Raw genomic sequence first — 22,348 nt, 5'->3', positions numbered from 1 at the left:
CTGCGATGACTACGGGGAGATCACGGCGCGTGCCGCTACCAACCGATTTTGCTGCGACTTCGCGCGTCGATCACGACGTGGTGAGTCGGTTCGCCACGTGTTGCCGAGCCCTGGGGCTCTCCGTGCACGACCGCCGCCGTCCGCCCGATCCCGCCGCTGCCCGCGCCGGTTTCGCCGAACTCACCCGCATCGCCCGCGAGCAGTGCGATGCCTGGACCGGGCTCGCCGCGGCGGGCGACACCAGCGCGAAGGTCGTCGAAGCCATCTGGCGCACCGTCGCCACGGCGGGGGTGCTGCAGCGCCACGTGCAACTCACCGAGGGCGATCTGGCGTTCACCTATGACGCCGGGCTCTACCTCAAGTTCTCGGCGTCGGCTCCCGACGACTTCCAGCTGGCCTACGCCGTCACGCTGTGCGACGCCGGCGACTATTCCGCCGCCGACGAACTGGTGGAGCCGCTGATCACCAGGCGCCCCGGCTGGTTCGAGGCGCGGTGGGTGCGGGTCGCGATGTACTACCGGGCCGAGCGCTGGTCCGACGTGGTGCGGCTGCTCACCCCGATCGTCAACGACAAGAAGCTCGACGAGACGTCGGCACACGCCGTGCGCGTGACGCTCGGCATTTCACTGGCCCGCCTCGGCATGTTCGCCCCGGCGCTGTCATATTTGGAGGACCCGGCGGGACCGGTAGACGTCGCGACGACGGACGGCACGCTCGTCAAGGCGCTGTGCCTGCGTGCCCAGGGTGAAGAGCTCGACGCCGCCGACGTGCTCGCCGAGCTCTACGCCGCCAACCCCGAGAACGAGCAGATCGAGCTCGCCCTGTCGGACACCTCCTACGGCATCGTGACCACCACGGCTGCGCGCATCGAGGGCCGCTCCGATCCCTGGGATCCCGCCACCGAACCGACCGAGGCCGAGTTCGTCGACCCCGGCGCCAAGGAGCGTAAGGCGCACCTACTGGTCGAAGCCGAGGCGGAGCTCGCCGAGTTCATCGGCCTGGAAGAGGTCAAGTATCAGGTTGCGCGCCTGAAGAGTTCGGTCGCGATGGCGATCCGCCGCCAGGAGCGCGGGCTGACGGTGGCCCAGCGCACCAACCACCTGGTGTTCGCGGGCCCGCCCGGTACCGGTAAGACCACGATCGCGCGCGTCGTCGCCAAGATCTATTGCGGGCTGGGCATTCTCAAGAAGGAGACGGTCCGCGAGGTGCACCGCGCCGACCTGATCGGTCAGCACATCGGCGAGACCGAGGCCAAGACCAACGCGATCATCGACAGCGCGCTCGACGGCGTGCTGTTCCTCGATGAGGCCTATGCGTTGGTGTCGACCGGCGCCAAGAACGACTTCGGTCTGGTCGCCATCGACACGCTGCTGGCACGCATGGAGAACGATCGCGAGCGGTTGGTCGTCATCGTCGCCGGTTACCGCAAGGACCTCGACGCATTCCTGGACACCAACGAGGGTCTGCGGTCCCGCTTCACGCGCAGCATCGAATTCCCGTCGTACTCACCACACGAACTGGTCGAGATCGCGATGCGGATGGCCGAGAAGCGCGACAGTGTCTTCGAGCCGGCCGCGCTCGCCCACATGGAAGCGTTGTTCGGCCAGTTGGCCGCGGCCACCACGCCGGACGCCACCGGGATCGAGCGGCGCAACCTGGACATCGCCGGTAACGGCCGGTTCGTCCGCAACCTGGTCGAGCGTTCCGAGGAGGAGCGCGAATACCGACTCGACCACTCCGATTCCGAAGACTTCACCGATGACGAGCTGATGACCATCACCGACGAAGACGTCACCAAATCCGCCATTCCGCTGCTGCGTGGCCTCGGCCTGGCGGTGCCCGAATGAGCACTCCCGACAACTCGAATCGTCGCGCGTTCGCCTCGCGGACACCGGCCAACGAGAACCCCGACCGGGTCGTGTACCGCCGCGGGTTCGTCACCCGCCATCAGGTCACCGGATGGCGGTTCATCATGCGGCGCATCGCATCCGGCGTCGCCCTGCACGACACCCGCATGCTCGTCGACCCGCTTCGCACCCAGACCCGCTCGGTGCTCGTCGGCGCGCTGGTGCTGATCACCGGGCTGGCCGGGTGTGTCGTGTTCTCGTGGATCCGGCCCGGCGGGGTGGCGGGCAACGACGCGATCCTGGCCGACCGCACCACCTCGGCGCTCTACGTCCGCCTCGGCGAGCAGCTGCACCCGGTGCTGAACCTGACGTCTGCACGCCTGATCGCGGGTCGCCCGGACAACCCGTCGCAGGTCAAGACAAGCGAGATCGATCAGTTCCCCCGCGGCAATCTGCTCGGCATCCCCGGCGCGCCGGATCGCACGGTGCAGAACACGACCCGTGACGCCGACTGGACGGTGTGCGACGGGGTTTCGGGACCCGCCGTCGGTGTCACGATGATCGCGGGCCCGTTGGCCGACGGTGGCGAGCGCGCTGCGCCGTTGGCCGACGACCAAGCGATTCTGGTGTCCAATCCGAGTGGCCCCAACGCCGGCACCTGGTTGCTGTGGGACGGCCGTCGCAGCCCGATCGACATGAACGACCGCGCCGTCACCAGCGCGCTGGGCTTCGGCACCGAGCCCGCCGTCGCCCGACCGATCGCGCCCGGGCTGTTCAACGCGGTGCCCGAAGCACCCGCGCTGAGCCCGCCGGCGATCCCGGGCGCAGGCGAACCGCCGCGTTATCCGCTGCCGGTGCCCGCACCGGTCGGCGCGGTGGTGGCCGCCTTCGCCGCCGACAACACGCTGCGCCATTACGCGGTGCTCAGCGAAGGGCTGCAACCGATTTCACCGGTCATCGCGTCGATCATGCGCAACGCGAATTCGTTCGGGCTCGACCAGCCGCCGAGGTTGGGCGCCGATGACATCGCGCGTCTACCCGTCGCGAATGTCATCGACACCGACGCCTATCCGAATGAACCGCTCACGCTCGTCGACGCCGCGGACGCGCCGTTGACATGCGCCCGGTGGACGCGGCCCGCCGACGCCACCAGCGCGACGCTGGACCTCCGTTCCGGGGTCACACTGCCGGTGTCCGAAGAATTGCGCGCCGTCCCACTGGTCGGAGCCGGTTCGGGCACCACCGCGAACCGCGTGGTGATGACGCCTGGTCGCGGCTACCTGGTCCAGACCGTCGGCCAGGACGGCGGGGGCGCGTCGACCCCACCCGTCGGCGGCGCATCCTTCTGGCTCAGCGACGTCGGGGTCCGCTACGGCCTCGACGAGAACGGTGACCAGAAAGCCATCGACGCGCTCGGGCTGACCCCGCCCGCGGTACCGATTCCATGGTCGATGCTGAGCCAGTTCGCGCCAGGTCCGACGTTGTCGCGCGCCGACGCGCTGTTGGCCCATGACGCGCTCGCCGCCGACCCCCGCCCCGCCGTCGTGAGGGAGAAGCCGTGAGCGCAGCTTGCAAGCGAACCATCAGCACAGAACACGCCGGGCGAGCCTGCGAGGCCGGCGCGTGAGTCGGCTCATTTTCGAGGCGCGTCGCCGCATCCCGGTGCCGACGACGCGCAAGGGCACCATCACCATCGAGCCGCCGCCGGAACTGCCGCGGGTCGTGCCGCCGTCGCTGCTGCGGCGGGTGCTGCCGTACCTGATCGTCATCCTGATCGTCGGCATGATCGTGGCGCTGGTGGCCACCGGCATGCGGCTGATCTCGCCGACGACGCTGTTCTTTCCGTTCGTCCTGCTGCTGGCCGCCACTGCGCTCTACCGCGGCACCGACAACAAGATGCGCACCGAGGAGGTCGACGCCGAGCGCGCCGACTATCTGCGTTACCTGTCGGTGGTTCGCGACAACGTGCGCGCACACGCCGCCGAGCAGCGCGCCGCGCTCGAGTGGTCGCACCCGGATCCGGGGCTGCTCATCGACGTGCCCGGTACGCGCAGGCAGTGGGAGCGCGATCCGCACGACCCGGACTTCCTGGTGGTGCGCACCGGACTGCACGATGCCCCGCTCAACGCGACGCTGCGGGTGAAGGACAGCGCGGACGAGGTCGACCTGGAACCGGTGTCGCACAGCGCGTTACGGGGACTGCTCGACGTGCAGCGCACGGTGCGCGCGGTGCCGACGGGCATCGACCTGGGCAAGGTCTCCCGCATCACGGTGCTCGGCGAGCCGGACGACGTCCGCGGGGCACTGCGCGGCTGGATCACCCAGGCGGTCACCTGGCACGACCCGGCGGTGCTGGGTGTCGCGCTGCTCGCGCCGGACATCGAGAGCGACGACTGGTCCTGGCTGAAGTGGCTGCCGCACAACGACATTCCCGGGTCGGTGGATGGCGCCGGGCCGGCGCGTTACCTGGCGTCCGATGTCGCTGAGCTGCGCTCGCTGCTCGCGCCTGCGCTCGACGACCGGCCGCCGTTCGGCGACGCCGACGAAACGGGTGCCAAGCACCTGCTCATCGTCGTCGACGATCCCGACGTGGATCCCGGCGCGTTGGTCCCGCGGGGCGGACTGGCCGGTGTGACGCTGGTGCAGCGGATCGCCGAACCGCCGCACCGCGAGCAGTACCCCGACCCGGAGCGGCCGATCCTGCAGGTGAGCGACGGGCAGCTGCGGCGCTGGCAGACCGGCGGGTGGCAGCCATACGTCGACGCCGCCGACCAACTCGACGTCGCCACCGCGCGGCACATCGCACGCCGGCTGTCGAGGTGGGACTCGAACCCGAGCCACGCGCGGACCGCCAGCGCCGGCGTCGCCACGTTCTCGACGCTGCTCGGCATTCCCGACGCCGCGGCGCTGGACGTGGCGAGCCTGTGGGCTCCGCGGGCGCGCGCCGACGAACTGCGGGTGCCCATCGGGGTGACCGCGACGGGCGAGCCGCTCATCTTCGACCTCAAGGACGAGGCGGAGGGCGGCATGGGCCCGCACGGCCTGATGATCGGCATGACGGGTTCGGGCAAGTCGCAGACCTTGATGTCGATCCTGCTGTCGCTGTTGACGACTCACTCCGCAGATCGGCTAATCGTGATCTACGCCGACTTCAAGGGCGAGGCCGGGGCGGACATCTTCCGGGACTTCCCGCAGGTGGTCGCGGTCATCTCGAACATGGCCGAAAAGCGTTCGCTGGCCGACCGATTCGCCGACACACTGCGCGGTGAGGTGGCGCGCCGGGAGCAACTGCTGATGGAGGCCGGGCGTCGGGTTCAGGGCAGCGCGTTCAACTCGGTGCTCGAGTACGAGGCCGCCATAGCGGCGGGTCACGACCTGCCGCCGTTGCCCACGCTGCTCGTCGTCGCCGACGAGTTCTCGCTGATGCTGTCCGACCACCCGGAATACGCCGAGCTGTTCGACTACGTCGCGCGCAAGGGCCGTTCGTTCCGCATCCACATCCTGTTCGCGTCGCAGACGCTGGACGTGGGCCGGATCAAGGACATCGACAAGAACACCTCCTATCGCATCGGGCTCAAGGTGGCCAGTCCGGCCGTCAGCCGCCAGATCATCGGTGTCGAAGACGCGTTCCACATCGAGGCCGGCCCCGAGCACAAGGGCGAGGGTTTTCTGGTGCCGACGCCCGGTGCGATGCCGGTCAAGTTCCGCAGCACCTACGTCGACGGCATCTACGACCCGCCGCGGATCGAGAAGTCTGTTGTCGTGCAGGCGGTTCCGGTACCGCAACAATTCACTGCCGGTCACGTCGAGGCGCCCGCCGACACCGTCGTCGTCTCCGATCCGGCTGCGCACGAGGACCGTCCGCCGCGCAAGCTCGTCGCCACCATCGGCGATCAGCTCGCGAACTACGGTCCGAAGGCGCCACAGCTGTGGTTGCCGCCGCTGGACGAGCCGATTCCGCTCGACGAGTTGCTCGCGCGCGCCGACGTGGCCGAACGCCAGTGGCGTTGGCCGCTCGGCGAGATCGACCGCCCGTTCGCGATGCGCCGCGATCCGCTGATCTTCAACGCCAGGTCCGCTGCGGCCAACATGTTGATTCACGGCGGCCCGAAGTCCGGTAAGACCACGGCGCTGCAGACGTTCATCCTGTCCGCCGCGGCGCTGCACTCACCGCGCGACGTGTCGTTCTACTGCCTGGACTACGGCGGGGGCCAGTTGCGTCCGCTGGCAGACCTGGCGCACGTCGGCAGCGTCGCTTCGCCGCTGGAACCCGAGCGCATCCGGCGCACGTTCGGCGAGCTCGAACAGCTGCTGCGCGCCCGCCAGGCACATGGCCACTCGGGTAACGGTCAGCGCGACGACTACGGCGAAGTTTTCCTGGTCATCGACAACCTGTACGCGTTCAGCCGCGACAACACCGACACCTTCAACACCCGGAATCCGTTGTTGGCGAAAGTGACCGAGTTGGTGAACACCGGGATGTCCTACGGCATCCACGTCGTGATCACCACGCCGAACTGGCTCGAGGTGCCGCTGGCGATGCGCGACGGCCTCGGTCTGCGTCTCGAGTTGAAGCTGTCCGACGCGCGTGACAGCAACGTGCGGATCACCGGTGCATTGCGCCGGCCCGCCGAAGCGGTACCGGCCGATCAGCCGGGCCGCGGTTTGACCATGGCCGCCGAGCACTTCCTGTTCGCCGAGCCGTCACTGCGCGACATCGGGGTGATCAACGCCCGCCATCGGGGTGTCACCGCGCCGCCGGTGCGGCTGCTGCCGCGCGATCTGGCGCCGGCCGCGGTGGCGCCGTTGTATCCGGCGCCGGAGCGCGTCGTCATCGGCCAGCGCGAGGAGGACCTCGCGGCCGTGACGATGGCGTTCGACCAGAACCCGCTGCTGATGGTGTTCGGCGATGCCAAGTCGGGCAAGACGACGCTGCTGCGTCACGTGATCCGCACGGTGCGGGAGCACTCCACGTCGGACCGGGTCGCGTTCACGGTGATCGACCGTCGCCTGCATCTGGTCGACGAACCGTTGTTCCCGGACAACGAGTACACGCCGAACATCGACCGGATCACCCCTGCGATGCTGGGGCTCAGCGCACTGCTGGAGAGGCGCCGCCCGCCGGCCGGGCTGTCCCCGCAGGAACTGAGCAGGTGGACCTACCAATCCGGTGAGGACGGCCACACCCACTACCTGATCATCGACGACGTCGACCAGATCCCGGACGCCCCCGCGGTCAGCGGTCCGTTCGTCGGGCAACGGCCGTGGACCGGGATCATCGGTTTGCTGTCGCAGGCAAGTGAACTGGGTCTGCGCGTCATCGTGACCGCGCGGGCCACCGGTTCGGCGCACGCTTTGATGACGGCACCGCTGCTGCGCCGGCTCAACGAGTTGCAGGCGGCCATCCTCATGCTGTCGGGCAACCCGCAGGACAGCGGCAAGATCCGGGGCCACCGGTTCCGCCGTCTGCCTGCGGGCCGCGCGATGTTGCTGGACGATGGCGATGGCCCGACGTTCCTGCAACTCGTCAACCCGTTCGCCGACGCGGTCGCAGAGAGCACCGGCAACAACGGCACTAGTGGAAGGGAGTTCAACTGATGACTCTTCGCGTCGTTCCCGAGGGTCTGGCCGCGGCGGGTTCCGCCGTCGAGGCGTTGACGGCCCGATTGGCGGCCGCGCACGCCGCCGCCGCGCCATTGGTCAGCACGGTGGTGCCGCCGGCCGTCGACGCGGTGTCGCTGCAGACCGCCGCGGGGCTGAGTGCGCACGGCACGCAGCACAACACGGTGGCCGCGCACGGCGTCGAGGAGCTGGGCCGCTCCGGCGTCGGCGTCGGGCAGTCCGCCACCAGTTACGCCACCGGTGACGCCATGGCCGCTTCGACGTACCTGGTCGCCGGTAGCTGATCATGACGGCTCCGATCTGGATGGCGCTGCCTCCGGAGGTGCACTCGACCATGCTGAGCAGCGGGCCCGGGCCGGGTTCGCTGTTGGCGGCCGCGGGTGCGTGGCAGTCGCTGGCCGCCGAATACTCCTCCGCCGCAGCGGAGTTGACCGCCGTGCTGGGGGCGGTGCAGGGCGGCGCCTGGGAAGGGCCGAGCGCCGAGCAGTATGTCGCTGCGCATGCGCCATATCTCGCGTGGTTGGCGCAGGCCAGCGCCAACAGCGCGGCGTCGGCGGTTCAGCACGAGGCCGCCGCGGCGGCGTATACGACGGCGTTGGCGATGATGCCGACGCTGCCCGAGTTGGCGCTCAACCACGCCACGCACGCGGTGCTGACGGCGACGAACTTCTTGGGTATCAACACGATCCCGATCGCGTTGAACGAAGCCGACTACGTGCGGATGTGGATCCAGGCCGCGACGACGATGAGCACCTACCAGGCGGTGTCGGGAGCGGCGGTGGCGGCCACCCCCATGACGACACCGGCACCGATGCTGTTGGCTCCCGGTGTGGGAGAGGCCGGTTCGGCCGCCGCCGACGCACAGCACGCCTCGGCGATGGCCACCGCCGCCGACTCCGGTTCGGCGCGGAATCTCGCCGACTCCATCGCGCGATTTCTGGAGGAGCTTCAGAAGTTCTTCGAGGACTTGTTCGATTCTCTCAATGACTTCATGGGCAACTTCTTCGCGTGGCTCTTCAACCCGGGGTCGGGAGTGGTGCTCTTATTCGTCCTCTATCAGGCGATCACCCAGCCACTCGGATGGACCACGTGGTCGCTGATCTTCAGTGCTCCGATATTGCTGCCGATAATGATCGGCCTCATCGTCCAGGCGCTGAACCCCCCGCCAATGGCTGTGCCCGCACCCGCGCCAGCGCCTGCCGTCGCCCCTGTCCCGGCCCAGCCGGTCCCGGTGACGCGGGCCGAGAGTATGCCACCCGTCACCGCGGTGGCGCCGACCGTTCCCACTGGAACCGCCGCTCCGACGACGTCGGTCGGTGCCGGGTCGGCCCCAGCGGGCGCGCCGCCCGCCCCGGCGGCGGCAACTGCGGTGCCGTACGCGATCGCCGGCCCCGACCCGGACGAGGGTGTCTCCCCGACGTTCCGGGACGGCATCAGCGCCAAGGCGCCGGCGTCCGACATCGCGGCATCCGCGGCTGCGGCCGCCGCGGCATCGTCGTTGGCCAAACGGAAGGCTCGCCGCAAGCGCCCGCAGCCGATCCACCAACGCCAGTACGCCGACGCCTACATGGACTACGAGCCGGAAGACGAGACGCCGCCGCCCGAACCGGTGCGGCGTCCGCACGTGAGCGCATCGGAAAAGGGCGCAGGCGCAGTGGGTTTCACCGGTGCAGCGACGAAGTCCGACGACGAGCAGGCCGCCGGGCTGACCGAGCTCGCCGGCGACTCCTTCGGCGGCGGACCCACCGAACCCATGCTGCCCAGCGACTGGGACCACAAGGGGGGAGAGCGCGACTGAACAGAGCTGAGCGAAACCCGAACCGCCGAACCACGATCCGAAAGGAAAAACCATGAGCCTCTTGGACGCTCACATCCCGCAACTCGTGTCATCCGAGGCCGCGTTCTCTGCGAAGGCCGCCCTGATGCGCAGCACCATGGCGCAGGCCGAACAGGCTGCCCAGTCGGCGCAGGCGTTCCACATGGGCGAGTCGTCGGCCGCCTTCCAGGCGTCCCACGCCCGCTTCATCGAGGTCTCCGCGAAGATCAACTCGCTGCTCGACATCGCCCAGGTCAATCTCGGCGACGCCGCGGGCACCTATGTCGCCGAGGACGCCGCGGCGGCCAGCACCTACACCGGTATCTGAACTTCGAACTGACCTAGAGGGAGAACCTGATGTCTCAGATCATGTACAACTACCCGGCGATGCTGGCCCACGCGGGCGAGATGTCCGGTTACGCGGGCGCTCTGCACGCCGTCGGCGCCGACATCGCCAGCGAGCAGGCGGCATTGGCCGGCGCCTGGCAGGGCGACACCGGCATGACGTACCAGGCGTGGCAGGCGCAGTGGAACGCCAGCCTCGAGGAACTGGTGCGCGCATACCGCGCGATGGCCGCCACGCACGAACAGAACACCATGTCGATGAGCGCCCGTGACCAGGCCGAAGGCGCCAAATGGGGTGGCTGATCGGCGGTGGCAGTTAACGCAGTCGAGCTGACCGCGGAGCAGGCCTGGTTCGTCGCCGATGCGTCGGGCGCAGGGAACTATCCCTGGGTGCTGGCCATCACCCCGCCGTACAGCGACCACGCTGAGCGGGCGGCAGTCGAGTCCAGGCTGTCGGCCGAACTGGTGGAGCTGGGCGTGATGACCGCCGAGCGGACCGTCGATCCCTATGTCCGGCAATGGGTTACGACGACGTGCCGGCCCCGGCGGTGGCTCGAACTCAGATTCGTCCGCGGCTCCGGCAGCATGCTGCGCGGGCACGTCGCGCGCCGTGGCGAGCACACCGTCGTCGCGCTGCGCGCCGGCGGCCTCGTCACGCTCACCGCGTTGGACGTGGACCACCCGCAGGCGCTCGTGCCCATCCTGACGGCCGGGTTGTCGGGCCGGCCGCCGGCCGGCTTCGACGAGTTCGCCATCCCCGCCCGGATCGGGGCGCGCGCCGACGAGCAGCTGCGCAACGGCGCGACGCTGGACGACGTCGTCGAGTTCCTCGGCATCCCGCCGAGCGCGCGCGCCGTGGTGGAAGCCGCTTACGCGCCGGACCGCAGTTATGTGGAGATTGTCGCGGGCGATCACCGCGACGGTCACCGTGTCAGCACCGACGTCGGCGTCAGCGTCGTCGACACCCGGGAAGGCAGGGTCCTCGTCCATCCGTCGAAGGCGTTCGACGGCGAATGGGTGTCGACCTTCGCCCCCGGCACACCGCTGGCGATCGCGACCGCGGTCGAGCGGCTCACCGCAACGCTGCCCGACGGGGCGTGGTTCCCCGACCTGCAACTCACCCGAGACTTCGATTCAAACCAAAGAACGGAACCGCAATGGCAGACCATCCGATGACCGGCACCTCTTCCCTGGCGACCATGCCGCCAGGGCCGCCAGGGCCGCCAGGGCCGTCGGGGAGGACCGAGGCGTCCGCGCCGTCGATGCCGATCGTTCGGGTCGCCGTGCTCGCCGCGGGCGAGGCCGGCGGCCGGGTCACGGACATGGCGTTGCCTACCGAACTTCCCCTGCGCGAGATCCTGCCCGCGGTACGCCGGATGGCGATGCCCGCCGACGAGGAATACGACGACGCCGCACCGGTCGTGCTGTCGCTCGCCCCGGTCGGCGGCGCGCCGTTCAGCCTCGACGCGACCCTGAACACCGTCGGCGTCGTCGACGGCGACCTTCTTGCGCTGCAGCCGCTACCCGCCGGGCCCGCGGCACCGCGAATCGTCGAGGACATCGGCGATGCGGCGGTCATCTTCTCGGCTGCCCGCGAAAAGCCTTGGGGTGCAGCGCACATCGCCCGCGGCGCGGCAGCGGCCGTCGTCGCGCTGATCCTGGTTGCCACGACGTTCGCCGCTGTGCACAGTGAGGTCGTCGGCGGTTTCGCCGGCCTCATGGCGGCCAGCGGGATCGCGGTGCTCACGGTGCTGGCGGCGCTCCTCACCTGGGGCCGGTCACCTCGGCTCGGCACGGCGCTGGCCGTGACGGCGTTGGCGCCGATCGCCGTGGCCCTCGCGCTCGCGGTACCCGGCGAGTTCGGGCCGTCGCACGTGCTGCTGGCCGCCGCGGGCGTGACGGCCTGGTCGATCATGAGCATCGTCGTCGCCCAGCGCGCCATCGCGATCTTCACGGCGGCAACGGTCGTCGGCGCCGGCGCCCTGATCACCGCGGGCGCCGCCACGATCTGGACGCTGGACCACCTCGTCGTCGGATCCGTGCTGGTGGTGCTGGCGCTGGTGGTCACGGTCCAAGCCGCCCAACTCTCCGCGGTGTGGTCGCGACTGCCGGTTCCGGTGATTCCCGCCCCCGGTGACCCGACGCCGTCGGCGCCGTCGCTCAAGGTGCTCGCGGATCTGCCGCGGCGGGTCAGGATCAGCGACTCCCACCAGACCGGCTTCATCGCCGGAGGAGTGCTGCTGAGCACCGCGGGCGCACTGACATTGGCGGCCCCGCAGGGCGTTTCGAACTGGGCGTGGTACGTCGTGGCCGCGGTCGCGCTGGGTTCTGTGCTGCGGGCGCGGGTGTGGGACTCCGCGCCGTGCAAGGCGTGGCTGCTGAGTCTGCCGTTCCTGCTGGCGATCTCGTTCCTCGTCGTGTTCAGTGTCGACGACCGCTACACCGCCGCGTGGTGGGCGCTGGCGGCGCTCGCGGGCTTGACGGCGGTGTGGGTGATCGCGGCACTGTTCCCGCGGGTGGCGTCGCCCGACACCTACTCGCTGCCCATGCGCCGCCTGGTCGGTTTCCTGGCGTCTGCCGTCGACGCGTCGCTCATCCCGGTGCTGGCGTATCTGGTCGGACTGTTCACCTGGGTGCTGAACCGATGAGGCATCGGTGATGCGCGACGGACTGCGCACCGTACTCGCCGCCACAGCGGTGGCACTGACCGTCCTGAGCATGAGTTGCCCGATGGCGCAGGCGATCACACCGCCGCAAGTGGACCCGGCGGTGCCACCGCCGTCGGGTGCCCCCGGCCCCGTGCAACCGATGTCTCAGCGCGGCCCGTGCGTCAGCGCCGGTGTGCTGCCGGGCACCGATCCCGGTGCGCCCGGCCCGAACCGCGAGCTGCTCAACCTCGAGGGCGCCTGGGAGTACAGCCGCGGGGACGGACAGGTCGTGGCCGTCATCGACACCGGTGTGCGGCCGGGCCCGCGGCTGCCGAACGTCGATCCAGGCGGGGACTTCGTCGCGGACACCGATGGGCTGACCGACTGCGACGGGCACGGAACGCTGGTGGCCGGGCTGATCGCCGGCCAGCCGGGGCCCGACCGGTTCTCCGGCGTCGCGCCCGGAGCCCGGGTGTTGTCGATCCGATCCACCTCGGCGCGGTTCTCACCGACCGAGTCGGTGGAGAACCAGGCCGTGGCGCGCGTCGCGCTCGACGTCGCGACGCTGGCCCGCGCGGTCGTGCGCGCCGCGGACCTGGGTGCGCGCGTGATCAACATCTCCGCGGTCACCTGCCTGCCCGCCACCGAGACCGTCGACCAGAGTCAGCTCGGCGCGGCCCTGCGGTACGCCGCCGTCGAGAAGGATGCGGTGATCGTCGCCGCGGCCGGGAACAACAAAGCGGGTCTCAACCCCGGTTCGGCGTGCCCGTCGAACCCGTTGTCGGATCCCGCTCGCCCGGACGACCCGCGCAACTGGTCGGGCGTCACGTCGGTGTCGATCCCGTCGTCCTGGCAGCCGTTCGTGCTCTCGGTCGGGGCGCTGACCTCGACGGGTCGGCCGGCCGATTTCACGATGGCCGGACCATGGGTGGACATCGCGGCGCCGGGGCAGGACATCGCGTCGGTGGGCAACGGCGACGGCGGCGGGCTCGCGAACGCGTTGCCCGACAGCCAGGGCCGGCTCTTCCCGCTGAACAGTTCGAGTTTCGCGGCGGCCTATGTGTCCGGTGTCGCGGCGTTGGTGCGCAGCCGGTTCCCCGAGTTGACCGCCGAACAGGTCAGGGATCGCCTGACTGCCGGGGCCCAGGGGGCGGCCCGGGCGCCGTCGAACCTGACCGGGTTCGGGCTCGTCGACCCCGTCGCCTCACTGACGTGGGATGTGACGGCGGCCATCGACGACGACGGTGACCCGGAACCCCGGCCGGTCGCCGCGCCGCCGGCGCCGCAGGCGCCCGATTCCACCCCGAAAGTCGTCGCGTTCGCGGGTACCGGGGCGTTGGCGTTGATCGCGGCCGTGACGGCGGCGGTGGCGGTGCACCGGCGAAGGAAACTCGACAATCAACCGGAGGCATCGTGACCGTTCGAATTGCGTTGGCGTCGTTGGCCGTGGTGTTGGCGGCCATGGCGTACCCGTGGGAGTCCACCACCGACTGGTGGATCCTGGGAATCGCGGCCGCCGTCGTCGTGGTGGTGTTCGCCTGGTGGCGTGGACAGTTCGTGACGACCATGATCGGCCGCCGGGTGGCGGTGTGGCGGCGCAACCACTCGAAGCCGAAGGCGCAGAGGCCGGATCAGGCAACCGTGGTGCTGCGTGTCGACGGCCCGGCAGGCGTCGATGTGTCGCTGCCGTTGCTGGCCGGATACGTCGAGCGGTTCGGGGTCCGCAGCGAGAAGGTTCGGGTCACCAACCTCGATCAGGACGGTGTCCGTACCACCTGGATCAGCCTGACCCTGGACGCGAAAGCGAATCTGGTTGCCCTGCAGGCACGTTCTCCGGAACTTCCGCTGCACGACACCGCTGAGATCGCCGGCCGGCGGCTCGCCGACCATCTGCGGGAGGCCGGTCTCGACGCCGCGATGGTCGAAGACACCGACGCGCCGTTGGGCGCAGCGGTGCGCGAGAAGTGGTCGGGGGTATGCGATGACCGCGGATTCATCTCTGCCTACAAGATTCCGGTCGATGAGCGGTTGGCTGAGCGCCTCGCCGAGGTGTGGTCGCAGCAGGGTGAGACGTGGACCGCCCTCGAGTTCAGCGGCACCGCGGCGCAACCGGTCGTCGCCGCGGCATGCGCCTTCCGCACTCCCGACGTGGTGCGCAAGGCACCCTTGCCCGGGTTGACCGCCCACCGCGGACTCCAAAGGCCGTTGCTGACCGCACTGGACCCCAAAGCCGTTGACCATCTAGGTGTTTCGGGCAAGCCGGTATCGCGTGAGCAGTTGGAGCGGATCGCCTGGCCGGCGGGAACGCGGCCGGAGTTCAGTCGAACATGAAGCCCTGCATGAACCGCGTCATCCGGCGCAGGTAGTCGGGCTGGCTGACGTGCAGGATGTGGTTGCCGGGAAACCAGTGGAACGCGCAGCGGTCCCAGTGCTCCCATAGCATCTCGGCCTGCTCCGGCGGCGCCAACCGGTCACCGAGACCGGTGATGATCAACCTCCGGTCCTTCGGCACCAACGGCGCGTAATTCAGCGGCGACGAGAACCGGGTCGCAGCGCTGGTGAGCTCGGCATCGGTGCCCGACAGCAGGTTACGCAACGCCACCACCTTGTTGGCGGGGAACCATTCGTCGACGGTCTGATCGGGCGCCACCACCGGGACGTTGGGGATGACGGCCTGGATGCGATCGTCGATGCCCGCGATCAGCGCCGCCGTATACCCGCCGAGCGACATCCCGGTCAAGGCGATGCGATCGACGCCGGTGAACTCGAGATAGTCCATGATCGAGCGGAAGTCATGCACCGACTGCGCCATCGCTTCGGCGAAACCGGAGAACCCGTTGGCGAAGAACCCGTAACCGCTGAAGGGCGAGCCCTTCTCGGCGCGGGGACCGTGAAAGGGCATGGTGTATAGCAGGACGTCGTAACCGGATCGGAAGAACCACGGCAGGGAGAAAAACAGCCCGTTGAACAGATAGGGCGAACCCATGAACCCGTGGATCAGACACAGCGTCGGGTGGGGACCGTCGTCGTGCCGCCAGTGCTGGGCGTGCACGACGTTGTTGCGCTCGAATCCTCGGCACTGTGTGCGCAAGGCCGGGTTGATCGCCTCGAAGCTGCTGTTGAACCGGATGTTCTCGACGCGACCCTTCGCTATCCACTCAGCGAACGGGTTTGCGGTGCGCGAGGTGACCCGGGGACGCGATGCCGGCGCCGGGAACGACTGCGCGGAATCGTTCGCCGCGGCCAGTTCGGCGTAGAACTGCAACTGCTCGCGCTCGGCGCGCGACTGCGACCGGCGCAGCCCGCCCGCCAGGGTCGGCAGCATGGTGGTCGCGAGCAGCGAGGCGATCGCGGTCCGCAGCGCGATGTCGGCGACGGCCGACGTGTCGACGATGAGCCGCTGGCGCAAGGTGAGATCGGCACGGCGGGGAAGTCCGCCGGTAGTGGCGTCCGCGCCGGGTACGTCGGGAACGGGAATGGGGGGATCCACCGGGTTGGCGTCCGATTGGCTCACGTCCGCATGGTAACCGGCGCCGGCGGTGCCAGACTGACGACGTGTGGAACGCCGAGGTGTATCTGGCCTTCGCCGACCAGCGCGGGCGGCCGTTCTTCGACCTGCTGTCGCGGGTCGGCGCCGACGCGCCGCGGCGGGTGGCGGATCTGGGCTGTGGGCCGGGCAATCTTACTGTCGGCCTGGCACAGCGCTGGCCGCGAGCGGCGATCGACGCGTTGGACAGCTCACCGGAGATGGTCGCGGCGGCGCGGGAGCGGGGAATTGATGCGCACGTCGGCGACCTTCGCGACTGGGTGCCGAAAGCCGACACCGACGTCGTGATCAGCAACGCCGCGCTGCAGTGGGTGCCCGGCCATTCACAGCTGCTCGTCGGCTGGGCCGGACAACTGCCTGCCGGGGCCTGGCTCGCGATCCAGGTGCCGGGAAACTTCGACGCGCCGTCGCACCGTGAGGTGCGCCAGCTCGCGCGACGGGATCGGTGGGCAGAACCCTTGCGGGACTTTCCGTTCGGGGAGGGCCAAGTCTTCGATGCGGCCGGTTACGCGGATCTGCTCACCGACGCCGGTTGCACGGTCGATGCCTGGGAGACAACTTATGTGCACGTGTTGACCGGCGAGAATCCGGTGCTGCAGTGGCTCACGGGCACCGCGTTGCGGCCGGTACGGAGTCGGCTCACCGGTCCCGAGTGGGACGAGTTCCGGGCGGACCTGATTCCGCTGCTGGACGCCGCGTATCCGATGAGGGCGGACGGTAAGACGTTCTTCCCGTTTCGCCGCATCTTCGTGGTCGCGCAGATCGGCTGACTCAGGTGGGCAAGCCGTCCCGCTCGGCGTCGGCCCGGTACCTGTCGACCCAGTCGTCTGAGCGCTGGTCGGCCTGCCGCTGTAGCACCGGCTCCGGGGCAAGCCGACGGTCCTGCCCGAGCGCCTCCAGGATGTCGCCGACGACCTGGGTGAGGTTGCGCCACAACACCGGATAGGACACCTCGATGGGGGACACGCCCTCCTGGGCGAACCAGCTCTGCCAGCCTTCCTGCTGGGCCCGCAGCATCGTGACGACGTGGGCGATCGCGCCTGCGTGGTATTCAGCGCGCGCATCGCGCGACGGGTCCGGGCGGCCGCGCCAGACCCGGGTCTGCACCGCGCGCCAGAACGAAACAGCCTGCGACACAACGTCGGGACGATGGACGTGAACTAGTAATGGGTCACTGCCGATGACGTCGCGGATAGCCGACAGCAGGCCGGTGCCCGAGCGGTCCGGCAGCTCGCCGGCGCGCTCGAGCAAGAGCGGGGTCTGGTTCCACATCAGCTTGCCGCCCCAGATGCCGTTGGGGGTGCGGCCCGCCGTACGGATGTAGTCGCGCCAGATCTCCGGCGGCGCCAGGTCGGGCTTGCCGTCGTCGAGGGGATCGAGGAGGCGCAGGATCGATTCGTCGGTGGCCGCCGCGAACCACTGACGCGGCTGGGGCGCCTGACTGGTGGTCGGCAGGTACTGGAAGAACTCTGCGGGCTCGCCGGCGACACCCGTCGCGCGCAAAGACTCGACCAGCAGCGTGCTACCGCTGCGCTGGGACGCCAGAACGAGATACGCCGTCGCGTGCGCTGACATGCGCGAGAGCATAACGGGACTTCAAAGATCATGCGCGGCGGAGGTTTTCGATCATGATGAGCGAAACTCAGCTGCTGAGGTACCCTTCGACACCGCGGTCCGAGGCGATCGCCGACCGGCTGGTGACGCTCGGACCGTGCAGGCGTAGGTAAGTCTGGGTGTAGCGCTCGGATATGCGGGTGCCCGCGAACTCCGACGGGATCACGTCGTTGGTCTTGGTGCGCCAGTCGTTGAGCAGCAGTGCCATGTCGTCGGCGACGGCCTCGGCGCTGCCCGTCGCGTCCGGCCCGAGCAGATTGCGTGATTCGGTGGGATCGGTTCGGAGGTCATAGAGTTCGCGTTGCGGGCGTTGGGCTTGCACCAGCGGTGCCATGGTGCGGCCGGGAGCGCTGTCGGCGATGTCCAAGGGCAGATCGAGCAGCGGCCGCGCGGCGTAGTTCTCGATGTAGCTGTACTCCTTCGTCCGGACCGCGCGGATCGGATCGAAGGAGTCGTGGTACGTCTTCGTGGTGTAGACCTCGGTGCGTGGCGGCGCCGCCGCGGTCAGCAGACCGGCCGAATGCGACAGGCCCTCGACGTCGGCGGGGATGTCGACGCCGAGAAGCTCGAGCAACGTGGGAAGCAGATCCACGCCGCTGAACAACTCGTCGTAGACCTTCGGCGCGATGTATGTGCCGCGTGGTGGGCGCAGGATCATCGCGATGCCCGTGCCGGCGTCGTACAAGGTCGATTTGGCGCGGGGTAGCGCCGGGCCGTGATCGGTGGTGAACACCACCCAGGTGGTGCGGTCGAGGCCCGTCGTCGACAGCGCGTCGAGCAGCTGGCCGACCGCGGCATCGGCGACCGATATCGAACCGTAGAACGCGGCGAGATCCTGGCGGACTTCCGGGGTGTCGGGCAGATAGTCGGGTACGACGACGTCGGTCGCATCGGCGGGTTCGTACCTGTCGCGGGGATACGGTCGATGGGTCTCGAAGAAGCCCGCGGTGAGCAGGAACGGCTGCGCGGGCGGGTCGGCCAGCCAACGAGTGGCCTGTTCGACGACGTACTCGCAGTAGGAGTTGGAGACGTCGAACTCGTCGAAACCGAGCCGCGCCGGATACGACGTTTCGTGCTGCATGCCGAACAGCGCAGTGTGCCAGCCGGATTCGGACAACAAGTCGGGCAGGGTGCGCACGCCCGTCCGGTATTCCCATCCGTGGTGAGCCAGCCCGACCAACCCGTTGCTCTGCGGGTAGCGGCCGGTGAACAGCGAACCGCGCGACGGCGAGCAGAGCGGCGCCGTGGCGTGCGCGCGGGTGAACAGAATCCCCTCGGCGGCGAGTGCGTCGAGGCGCGGACTCGACACATCCTGGTGGCCGTACGCACCGAGATGGCGACCGAGGTCGTGCCAGTGCACGATCAGCACGTTGTCGGGCCCCGGGTCGCTCACTGCCAGTCCTCTCGTCGCTGTCGTGCCCACTGAAACGTAGGCGGCACGGGCGGGCAACCCTTTGGCTCGCAACGAGCCACCACCGTTCTGAAAACCCCCGATGGGTGCGTCATCCGGCGGTCAAGGGTGATAGGGCACGCCCACCGCGCGGAACACGTACTCGGGTGGTGCGTCGAACGACAGCGATCGCCGGGGCAGGCGCATCAGCACCTCCTCGGGGATGGTGACCTTGTAGTGCATCGAAAGTTGGCCGCTGAAGCGCGAATCGATCCCAGCGATGTCGACGTCGATCAGCATGCCGGTAGCCGAGAGTTCGGCGCTGACGGTGCCCGACTGCGCGGCGTCCCAGCGTTGGTCGATGGTGCGGGCCGCCAACTTCGGAACCGTCGACAGCGTGCCGAGAACCCGCTCGTTGGTCAGCGCCAGCGAGCCGACGTAGCTGGTGACGTTGACGTTCGCGCGCCGGCCCGGGATTTTGCCGCTGAACCGCCGGGTCACCGCGATGTACTCGGCGAGGAAGATGACGCCTTCGGCCTCCACCTCGGTCCGCATGTCGTCGGGCAGACCGCCGATTCGGAGCAGCTTACGCAGGAACACGGCCATGGGCTGTCACCCTAACGGCACAGTGATTCACGTGGTAGAGGTGAAGCGGTGGCATCACACAAGCGCTGGCTGACGGCAACGGCTGTTGGCGCGATCGCGGTGTATGCCGTGCTGTGGGTGGGATATGCGCAGCAGTGGATGTGGTTGACGGCCGTCGACTCCAGCGCGCTCGACTCGTTCTATCGGCGGGGCGAAGGGCGTCCGGGCTGGGTGCTCGGATGGGACGTCCTGTGCACCCTCCTGGGGCCTAACGCCTTCCGGTTGATCACCGTCGTGCTGATCATCGTGGCGCTGGCGCGGCGCAACGTCCGGATCGCGATGTTCCTCCTGATCAGCGTGGAGCTCTCCGGCCTCGTCACCGAGGCCGCGAAGGCGGCGGCCGATCGCCCCCGTCCGGACACCGCGTTCGTCTTCGCGCTCGGCACGTCGTTCCCCTCCGGCCACGCGCTCGGCGTGCTGGTCGCCGTACTCGCGCTGTTGACCGTGGGACTGCCGATCGTGCGGGCTCCTGCGCGAGGTTGGCTGATCGCGTTCGGTGCGGTTGTCGTCGTCGTGATCGGTCTCGGTCGGGTGGTGCTCAATGTGCATCACCCGTCCGACGTGGTGGCCGGATGGGCGTTGGGCTACGCGTATTTCGTCTTCTGCCTGCTGGCGGTGCCGCCGTCGCGACCGATCACGGAAGCGGACGAAACACCGGTAGCGCCCGATACTGCACGCTGAAACTGGCCGTGGTGCATTCGGTTCCGACTTCGCCGTCGAGGGCCAGCATGGTGGGCCCGTCCACCGCCGTGAACTCGAACTGCGGAACCCGCATCTCGTGATAGAACGGGCTGCGCACGAGCCGGCCGAGGGCGGCGTCGACGAGGATGCGCAGCCGGCTGAACCGGCGGCCGGTCTCGAGAATCCGGATGTCCATCAGGCCGTCGTCCATCCGGGTTCGCCGCGACGGCGCGAATCCTGATGGCAGATAAGCCGAATTGCCAAGGAAGAACAGGAACGTCTGCAACGTCTTGTTGTCGTAACAGATGCGTACCGGCTTCTCGTGGCGCAAGGTGTGGAACATCGCGTACAGGCCGGCCAGCGGCTTACCGACCTTGTGCTCGTACTTCTCCCGGGTCCGAACAAATGCCGGGTACGCGCCGATACTGGCGGTGTTGACCACCATCTGATTCTCGTTCATGCAGACCAGATCGACACACGCGGCGCTGCCCTGCCGGATCGCCTCGATCGTCTTGTCCACTGTCTCGCAACCGATGTCCTTGGCGAAGTGGTTGAATGTGCCGCCCGGGAAAACCGCCAGCGGGATGCCCGCTTCGAGAGCGGCCGCCGCGGCGGACGACACCGTGCCGTCCCCACCGCCGATGGCGAGTACTTCTGCGCGCTGCGCCGCCGAACGCAGCACGCTTTCGATGTCGTCGTCATCGTTGAGCTCAGTGATATCAGTGCGGGGCAATGCATTTCGGACCTGCTCGACGATGCGCGCACCTGTGCCGCTGCCGGATGTCGGGTTGACGACCAGCACCACCCCGGCTCCGTCCGGGCGCGGCGGGGTCTCCACCCGAAGCGGGTCGGCGGTTGGGATCCTCGGCGGGACCACCGCGGGCACCACCCGTCCGCCCAGCACCGCGACCCCGGCGCCGATGCCGAATCCGGCGAGCACGTCACCGGGATAGTGCGCACCGGTGGCAATCCTCGACATGCCGACCAGCCCCGCCAACAGCGCGAGCGCGAGGCCGAGCGGCGGGCTCTCCAGGCCGACCCCGACGGCAAATGCCGCCGCGCTGGCCGAATGCCCCGACGGTAGCGAGTTGGACGTCGGCGTCCGACGGGCCTGGCGCGCCAGCGGTACCAGGAGGCGGTTGGGCCGCTGTCGCCGCCACACCCGTTTGGCTCCCTGGTTGGTGATCAGGCTGGTGACCGCCAGGGTGAGGACGCCGCGGATCGCACCGCGCTTCGCCGACGCGCCCCCGGACGCCGCCAACGCCGCCGCAATGGCGAACCACAGCTTCGAGTGATCGGCCGCCCGGGTCAGCCGGGGCATCACCGCGTCGAGTAGCGGACTCGGCGATTCCGCGATCGCTTCGAACACCTCGCGGTCGAGCGTGCCGAGGCCCCGGCCGATCTGTCGGACACCGCGGTGGCGGCTGCGGGACAGCAAGTTCATCCCCCCAACGTATCCACACTCCGCAACAACTAACCCTGGCAGCGCCAAGCGTGGCTTACCCGACGCGCGCAGCGCCGGGCCATAGCATGACCGAGTGCGCCGACTGCTGACCCTGCTGTGTGCGGTCGCGATGACTCTGGCGCTGGCGCCCGTCGGCCAAGCGCAGACCGTACCGTGGTTCGCCCAGTCGGTCGGTTCGGCCACCCAGGTGATTTCGGTCGTGGGCACCGGCGGGTCCAAGGCGAAAATGGACGTCTATCAGCGGACGGCGGCCGGTTGGCAACCGGTCGCGGCGGGCATCCCGGCCTGGATAGGGGCCAACGGCATGTCGCCGCAGACCCATGACGGCGAAATGAAAACGCCCATGGGCGTATTCACCCTCGACTTCGCGTTCGGCACCGCACCCAACCCCGGCGGGGGTCTGCCGTATGTTCAGGTCGGGCCCGACCACTGGTGGGACGGCGACATGAAAAGCCCCACCTACAACACCATGCAGGTCTGCAAGAAGGCCCAGTGCCCGTTCGACACCGATCCGGCCAGCGGGACCGAGAATCTCGACATCCCGCAGTACGTGCATGCGGTCGTGATGGGGGTCAACAAGGCGCGGGTGCCCGGAAACGGCGGCGCATTCTTCCTGCACGCCACCGACGGCGGCCCGACCGCGGGATGCGTGGCGATCGCCGACGACAAGCTGGTCGAGATCATGCGGTGGCTGCGGCCGGGGGCGTTGATCGCGATCGCGCAGTGAG

At 69.1% G+C, this 22,348-nt stretch carries 19 protein-coding genes; 14 read left to right on the top strand and 5 right to left on the bottom strand.

The window, feature by feature from the left end:
- Positions 1-5: 5 nt before the first annotated feature.
- From eccA to eccE, 11 genes are all read left to right on the top strand, one after another.
- The gene (gene eccA, locus AU185_RS18040; protein WP_082683954.1) at positions 6-1,847 is read left to right on the top strand and encodes a type VII secretion AAA-ATPase EccA; all 1,842 of its coding nucleotides are present in this window, start codon (positions 6-8) and stop codon (positions 1,845-1,847) included.
- Positions 1,844-3,409, top strand: coding sequence for a type VII secretion protein EccB (gene eccB / locus AU185_RS18035; RefSeq protein ID WP_059098704.1), 1,566 nt, complete (start codon positions 1,844-1,846; stop codon positions 3,407-3,409). The genes eccA and eccB overlap by 4 nt, the downstream gene beginning before the upstream one ends.
- A 61-nt stretch (positions 3,410-3,470) precedes the next feature.
- Positions 3,471-7,445: a type VII secretion protein EccCa gene (gene eccCa / locus AU185_RS18030; RefSeq protein WP_059098703.1), complete on the top strand. Its 3,975-nt coding sequence runs from the start codon at positions 3,471-3,473 to the stop codon at positions 7,443-7,445.
- Entirely contained in the window at positions 7,445-7,753 is a 309-nt protein-coding gene (locus tag AU185_RS18025; RefSeq protein WP_059098702.1) for a PE family protein, read from the top strand. Before eccCa ends, AU185_RS18025 begins: the two co-directional genes overlap by 1 nt.
- Positions 7,754-7,755: 2 nt before the next feature.
- On the top strand, positions 7,756-9,267 hold the full coding sequence (locus AU185_RS18020) for a PPE family protein (RefSeq protein WP_059098701.1): 1,512 nt from the start codon (positions 7,756-7,758) through the stop codon (positions 9,265-9,267).
- Positions 9,268-9,319: 52 nt separating this feature from the next.
- Complete coding sequence (locus AU185_RS18015) at positions 9,320-9,613, top strand: hypothetical protein (protein WP_059098700.1); 294 nt, start codon at positions 9,320-9,322, stop codon at positions 9,611-9,613.
- Positions 9,614-9,642: 29 nt separating this feature from the next.
- Positions 9,643-9,933, top strand: a complete 291-nt coding sequence (locus AU185_RS18010) for a WXG100 family type VII secretion target (RefSeq protein ID WP_059098699.1) — start codon at positions 9,643-9,645, stop codon at positions 9,931-9,933.
- Positions 9,934-9,939: 6 nt separating this feature from the next.
- Positions 9,940-10,806 carry an ESX secretion-associated protein EspG gene (locus tag AU185_RS18005; protein ID WP_059098698.1) on the top strand — a complete coding sequence of 289 codons (867 nt, stop codon included), beginning with the start codon at positions 9,940-9,942 and terminating at the stop codon, positions 10,804-10,806.
- A gap of 86 nt (positions 10,807-10,892) precedes the next feature.
- Entirely contained in the window at positions 10,893-12,278 is a 1,386-nt protein-coding gene (eccD, locus tag AU185_RS18000; protein WP_059098697.1) for a type VII secretion integral membrane protein EccD, read from the top strand.
- Positions 12,279-12,288: 10 nt separating this feature from the next.
- Positions 12,289-13,695, top strand: coding sequence for a type VII secretion-associated serine protease mycosin (gene mycP, locus AU185_RS17995; RefSeq protein WP_059098696.1), 1,407 nt, complete (start codon positions 12,289-12,291; stop codon positions 13,693-13,695).
- On the top strand, positions 13,692-14,609 hold the full coding sequence (eccE, locus tag AU185_RS17990; RefSeq protein WP_059098695.1) for a type VII secretion protein EccE: 918 nt from the start codon (positions 13,692-13,694) through the stop codon (positions 14,607-14,609). The genes mycP and eccE overlap by 4 nt, the downstream gene beginning before the upstream one ends.
- Here eccE and AU185_RS25690 read toward each other — a convergent pair.
- The gene (locus AU185_RS25690) at positions 14,596-15,792 is read right to left on the bottom strand and encodes an alpha/beta hydrolase family protein (protein WP_059098694.1); all 1,197 of its coding nucleotides are present in this window, start codon (positions 15,790-15,792) and stop codon (positions 14,596-14,598) included. The two genes, eccE and AU185_RS25690, sit on opposite strands and share 14 nt — an antisense overlap.
- 41 nt (positions 15,793-15,833) lie before the next feature.
- On the opposite strand from AU185_RS25690, the gene AU185_RS17980 reads away from it, so the two are divergent.
- Positions 15,834-16,595: a trans-aconitate 2-methyltransferase gene (locus AU185_RS17980; RefSeq protein ID WP_059098693.1), complete on the top strand. Its 762-nt coding sequence runs from the start codon at positions 15,834-15,836 to the stop codon at positions 16,593-16,595.
- A 1-nt stretch (position 16,596) separates the two neighbouring features.
- Here AU185_RS17980 and stf0 read toward each other — a convergent pair whose 3' ends face one another.
- From stf0 to AU185_RS17965, 3 genes are all read right to left on the bottom strand, one after another.
- Positions 16,597-17,400 carry a trehalose 2-sulfotransferase gene (gene stf0 / locus AU185_RS17975; RefSeq protein WP_059098800.1) on the bottom strand — a complete coding sequence of 268 codons (804 nt, stop codon included), beginning with the start codon at positions 17,398-17,400 and terminating at the stop codon, positions 16,597-16,599.
- 67 nt (positions 17,401-17,467) lie between these two features.
- Positions 17,468-18,832 (bottom strand): sulfatase family protein, encoded by a 1,365-nt coding sequence (locus AU185_RS17970; RefSeq protein WP_059098692.1) that lies wholly within the window; start codon positions 18,830-18,832, stop codon positions 17,468-17,470.
- A gap of 120 nt (positions 18,833-18,952) precedes the next feature.
- The gene (locus AU185_RS17965; RefSeq protein ID WP_059098691.1) at positions 18,953-19,435 is read right to left on the bottom strand and encodes a hypothetical protein; all 483 of its coding nucleotides are present in this window, start codon (positions 19,433-19,435) and stop codon (positions 18,953-18,955) included.
- A 48-nt stretch (positions 19,436-19,483) separates the two neighbouring features.
- Between AU185_RS17965 and AU185_RS17960 the strand changes: the two genes are divergently transcribed.
- Positions 19,484-20,155 (top strand): phosphatase PAP2 family protein, encoded by a 672-nt coding sequence (locus tag AU185_RS17960; RefSeq protein ID WP_059098690.1) that lies wholly within the window; start codon positions 19,484-19,486, stop codon positions 20,153-20,155.
- Here AU185_RS17960 and AU185_RS17955 read toward each other — a convergent pair.
- The gene (locus tag AU185_RS17955; protein ID WP_059098689.1) at positions 20,109-21,599 is read right to left on the bottom strand and encodes a bifunctional phosphatase PAP2/diacylglycerol kinase family protein; all 1,491 of its coding nucleotides are present in this window, start codon (positions 21,597-21,599) and stop codon (positions 20,109-20,111) included. The two genes, AU185_RS17960 and AU185_RS17955, sit on opposite strands and share 47 nt — an antisense overlap.
- 94 nt (positions 21,600-21,693) lie before the next feature.
- Here AU185_RS17955 and AU185_RS17950 point away from each other — a divergent pair, with 94 nt between their 5' ends.
- A complete protein-coding gene (locus AU185_RS17950) occupies positions 21,694-22,347 on the top strand; it encodes a L,D-transpeptidase family protein (RefSeq protein WP_059098688.1) in 654 nt (217 codons plus the stop codon).
- Position 22,348 lies beyond the last annotated feature (1 nt).

It is taken from the genome of Mycobacterium sp. GA-0227b (assembly GCF_001499855.1).
Classification (GTDB): domain Bacteria; phylum Actinomycetota; class Actinomycetes; order Mycobacteriales; family Mycobacteriaceae; genus Mycobacterium.
This window is presented reverse-complemented; position numbering and strand designations above follow the sequence as displayed.

Bases quoted from the DNA above. Each gene is read 5' to 3' on its own strand.
- eccA (WP_082683954.1), top strand. From the start codon at position 6: ATGACTACGGGGAGATCACGGCGCGTGCCGCTACCAACCGATTTTGCT.
- eccB (WP_059098704.1), top strand. From the start codon at position 1,844: ATGAGCACTCCCGACAACTCGAATCGTCGCGCGTTCGCCTCGCGGACA.
- AU185_RS18025 (WP_059098702.1), top strand. From the start codon at position 7,445: ATGACTCTTCGCGTCGTTCCCGAGGGTCTGGCCGCGGCGGGTTCCGCC.
- AU185_RS18020 (WP_059098701.1), top strand. From the start codon at position 7,756: ATGACGGCTCCGATCTGGATGGCGCTGCCTCCGGAGGTGCACTCGACC.
- AU185_RS18015 (WP_059098700.1), top strand. From the start codon at position 9,320: ATGAGCCTCTTGGACGCTCACATCCCGCAACTCGTGTCATCCGAGGCC.
- AU185_RS18010 (WP_059098699.1), top strand. From the start codon at position 9,643: ATGTCTCAGATCATGTACAACTACCCGGCGATGCTGGCCCACGCGGGC.
- eccD (WP_059098697.1), top strand. From the start codon at position 10,893: ATGCCGATCGTTCGGGTCGCCGTGCTCGCCGCGGGCGAGGCCGGCGGC.
- mycP (WP_059098696.1), top strand. From the start codon at position 12,289: ATGCGCGACGGACTGCGCACCGTACTCGCCGCCACAGCGGTGGCACTG.
- stf0 (WP_059098800.1), bottom strand. From the start codon at position 17,400: ATGTCAGCGCACGCGACGGCGTATCTCGTTCTGGCGTCCCAGCGCAGC.
- AU185_RS17965 (WP_059098691.1), bottom strand. From the start codon at position 19,435: ATGGCCGTGTTCCTGCGTAAGCTGCTCCGAATCGGCGGTCTGCCCGAC.
- AU185_RS17955 (WP_059098689.1), bottom strand. From the start codon at position 21,599: ATGAACTTGCTGTCCCGCAGCCGCCACCGCGGTGTCCGACAGATCGGC.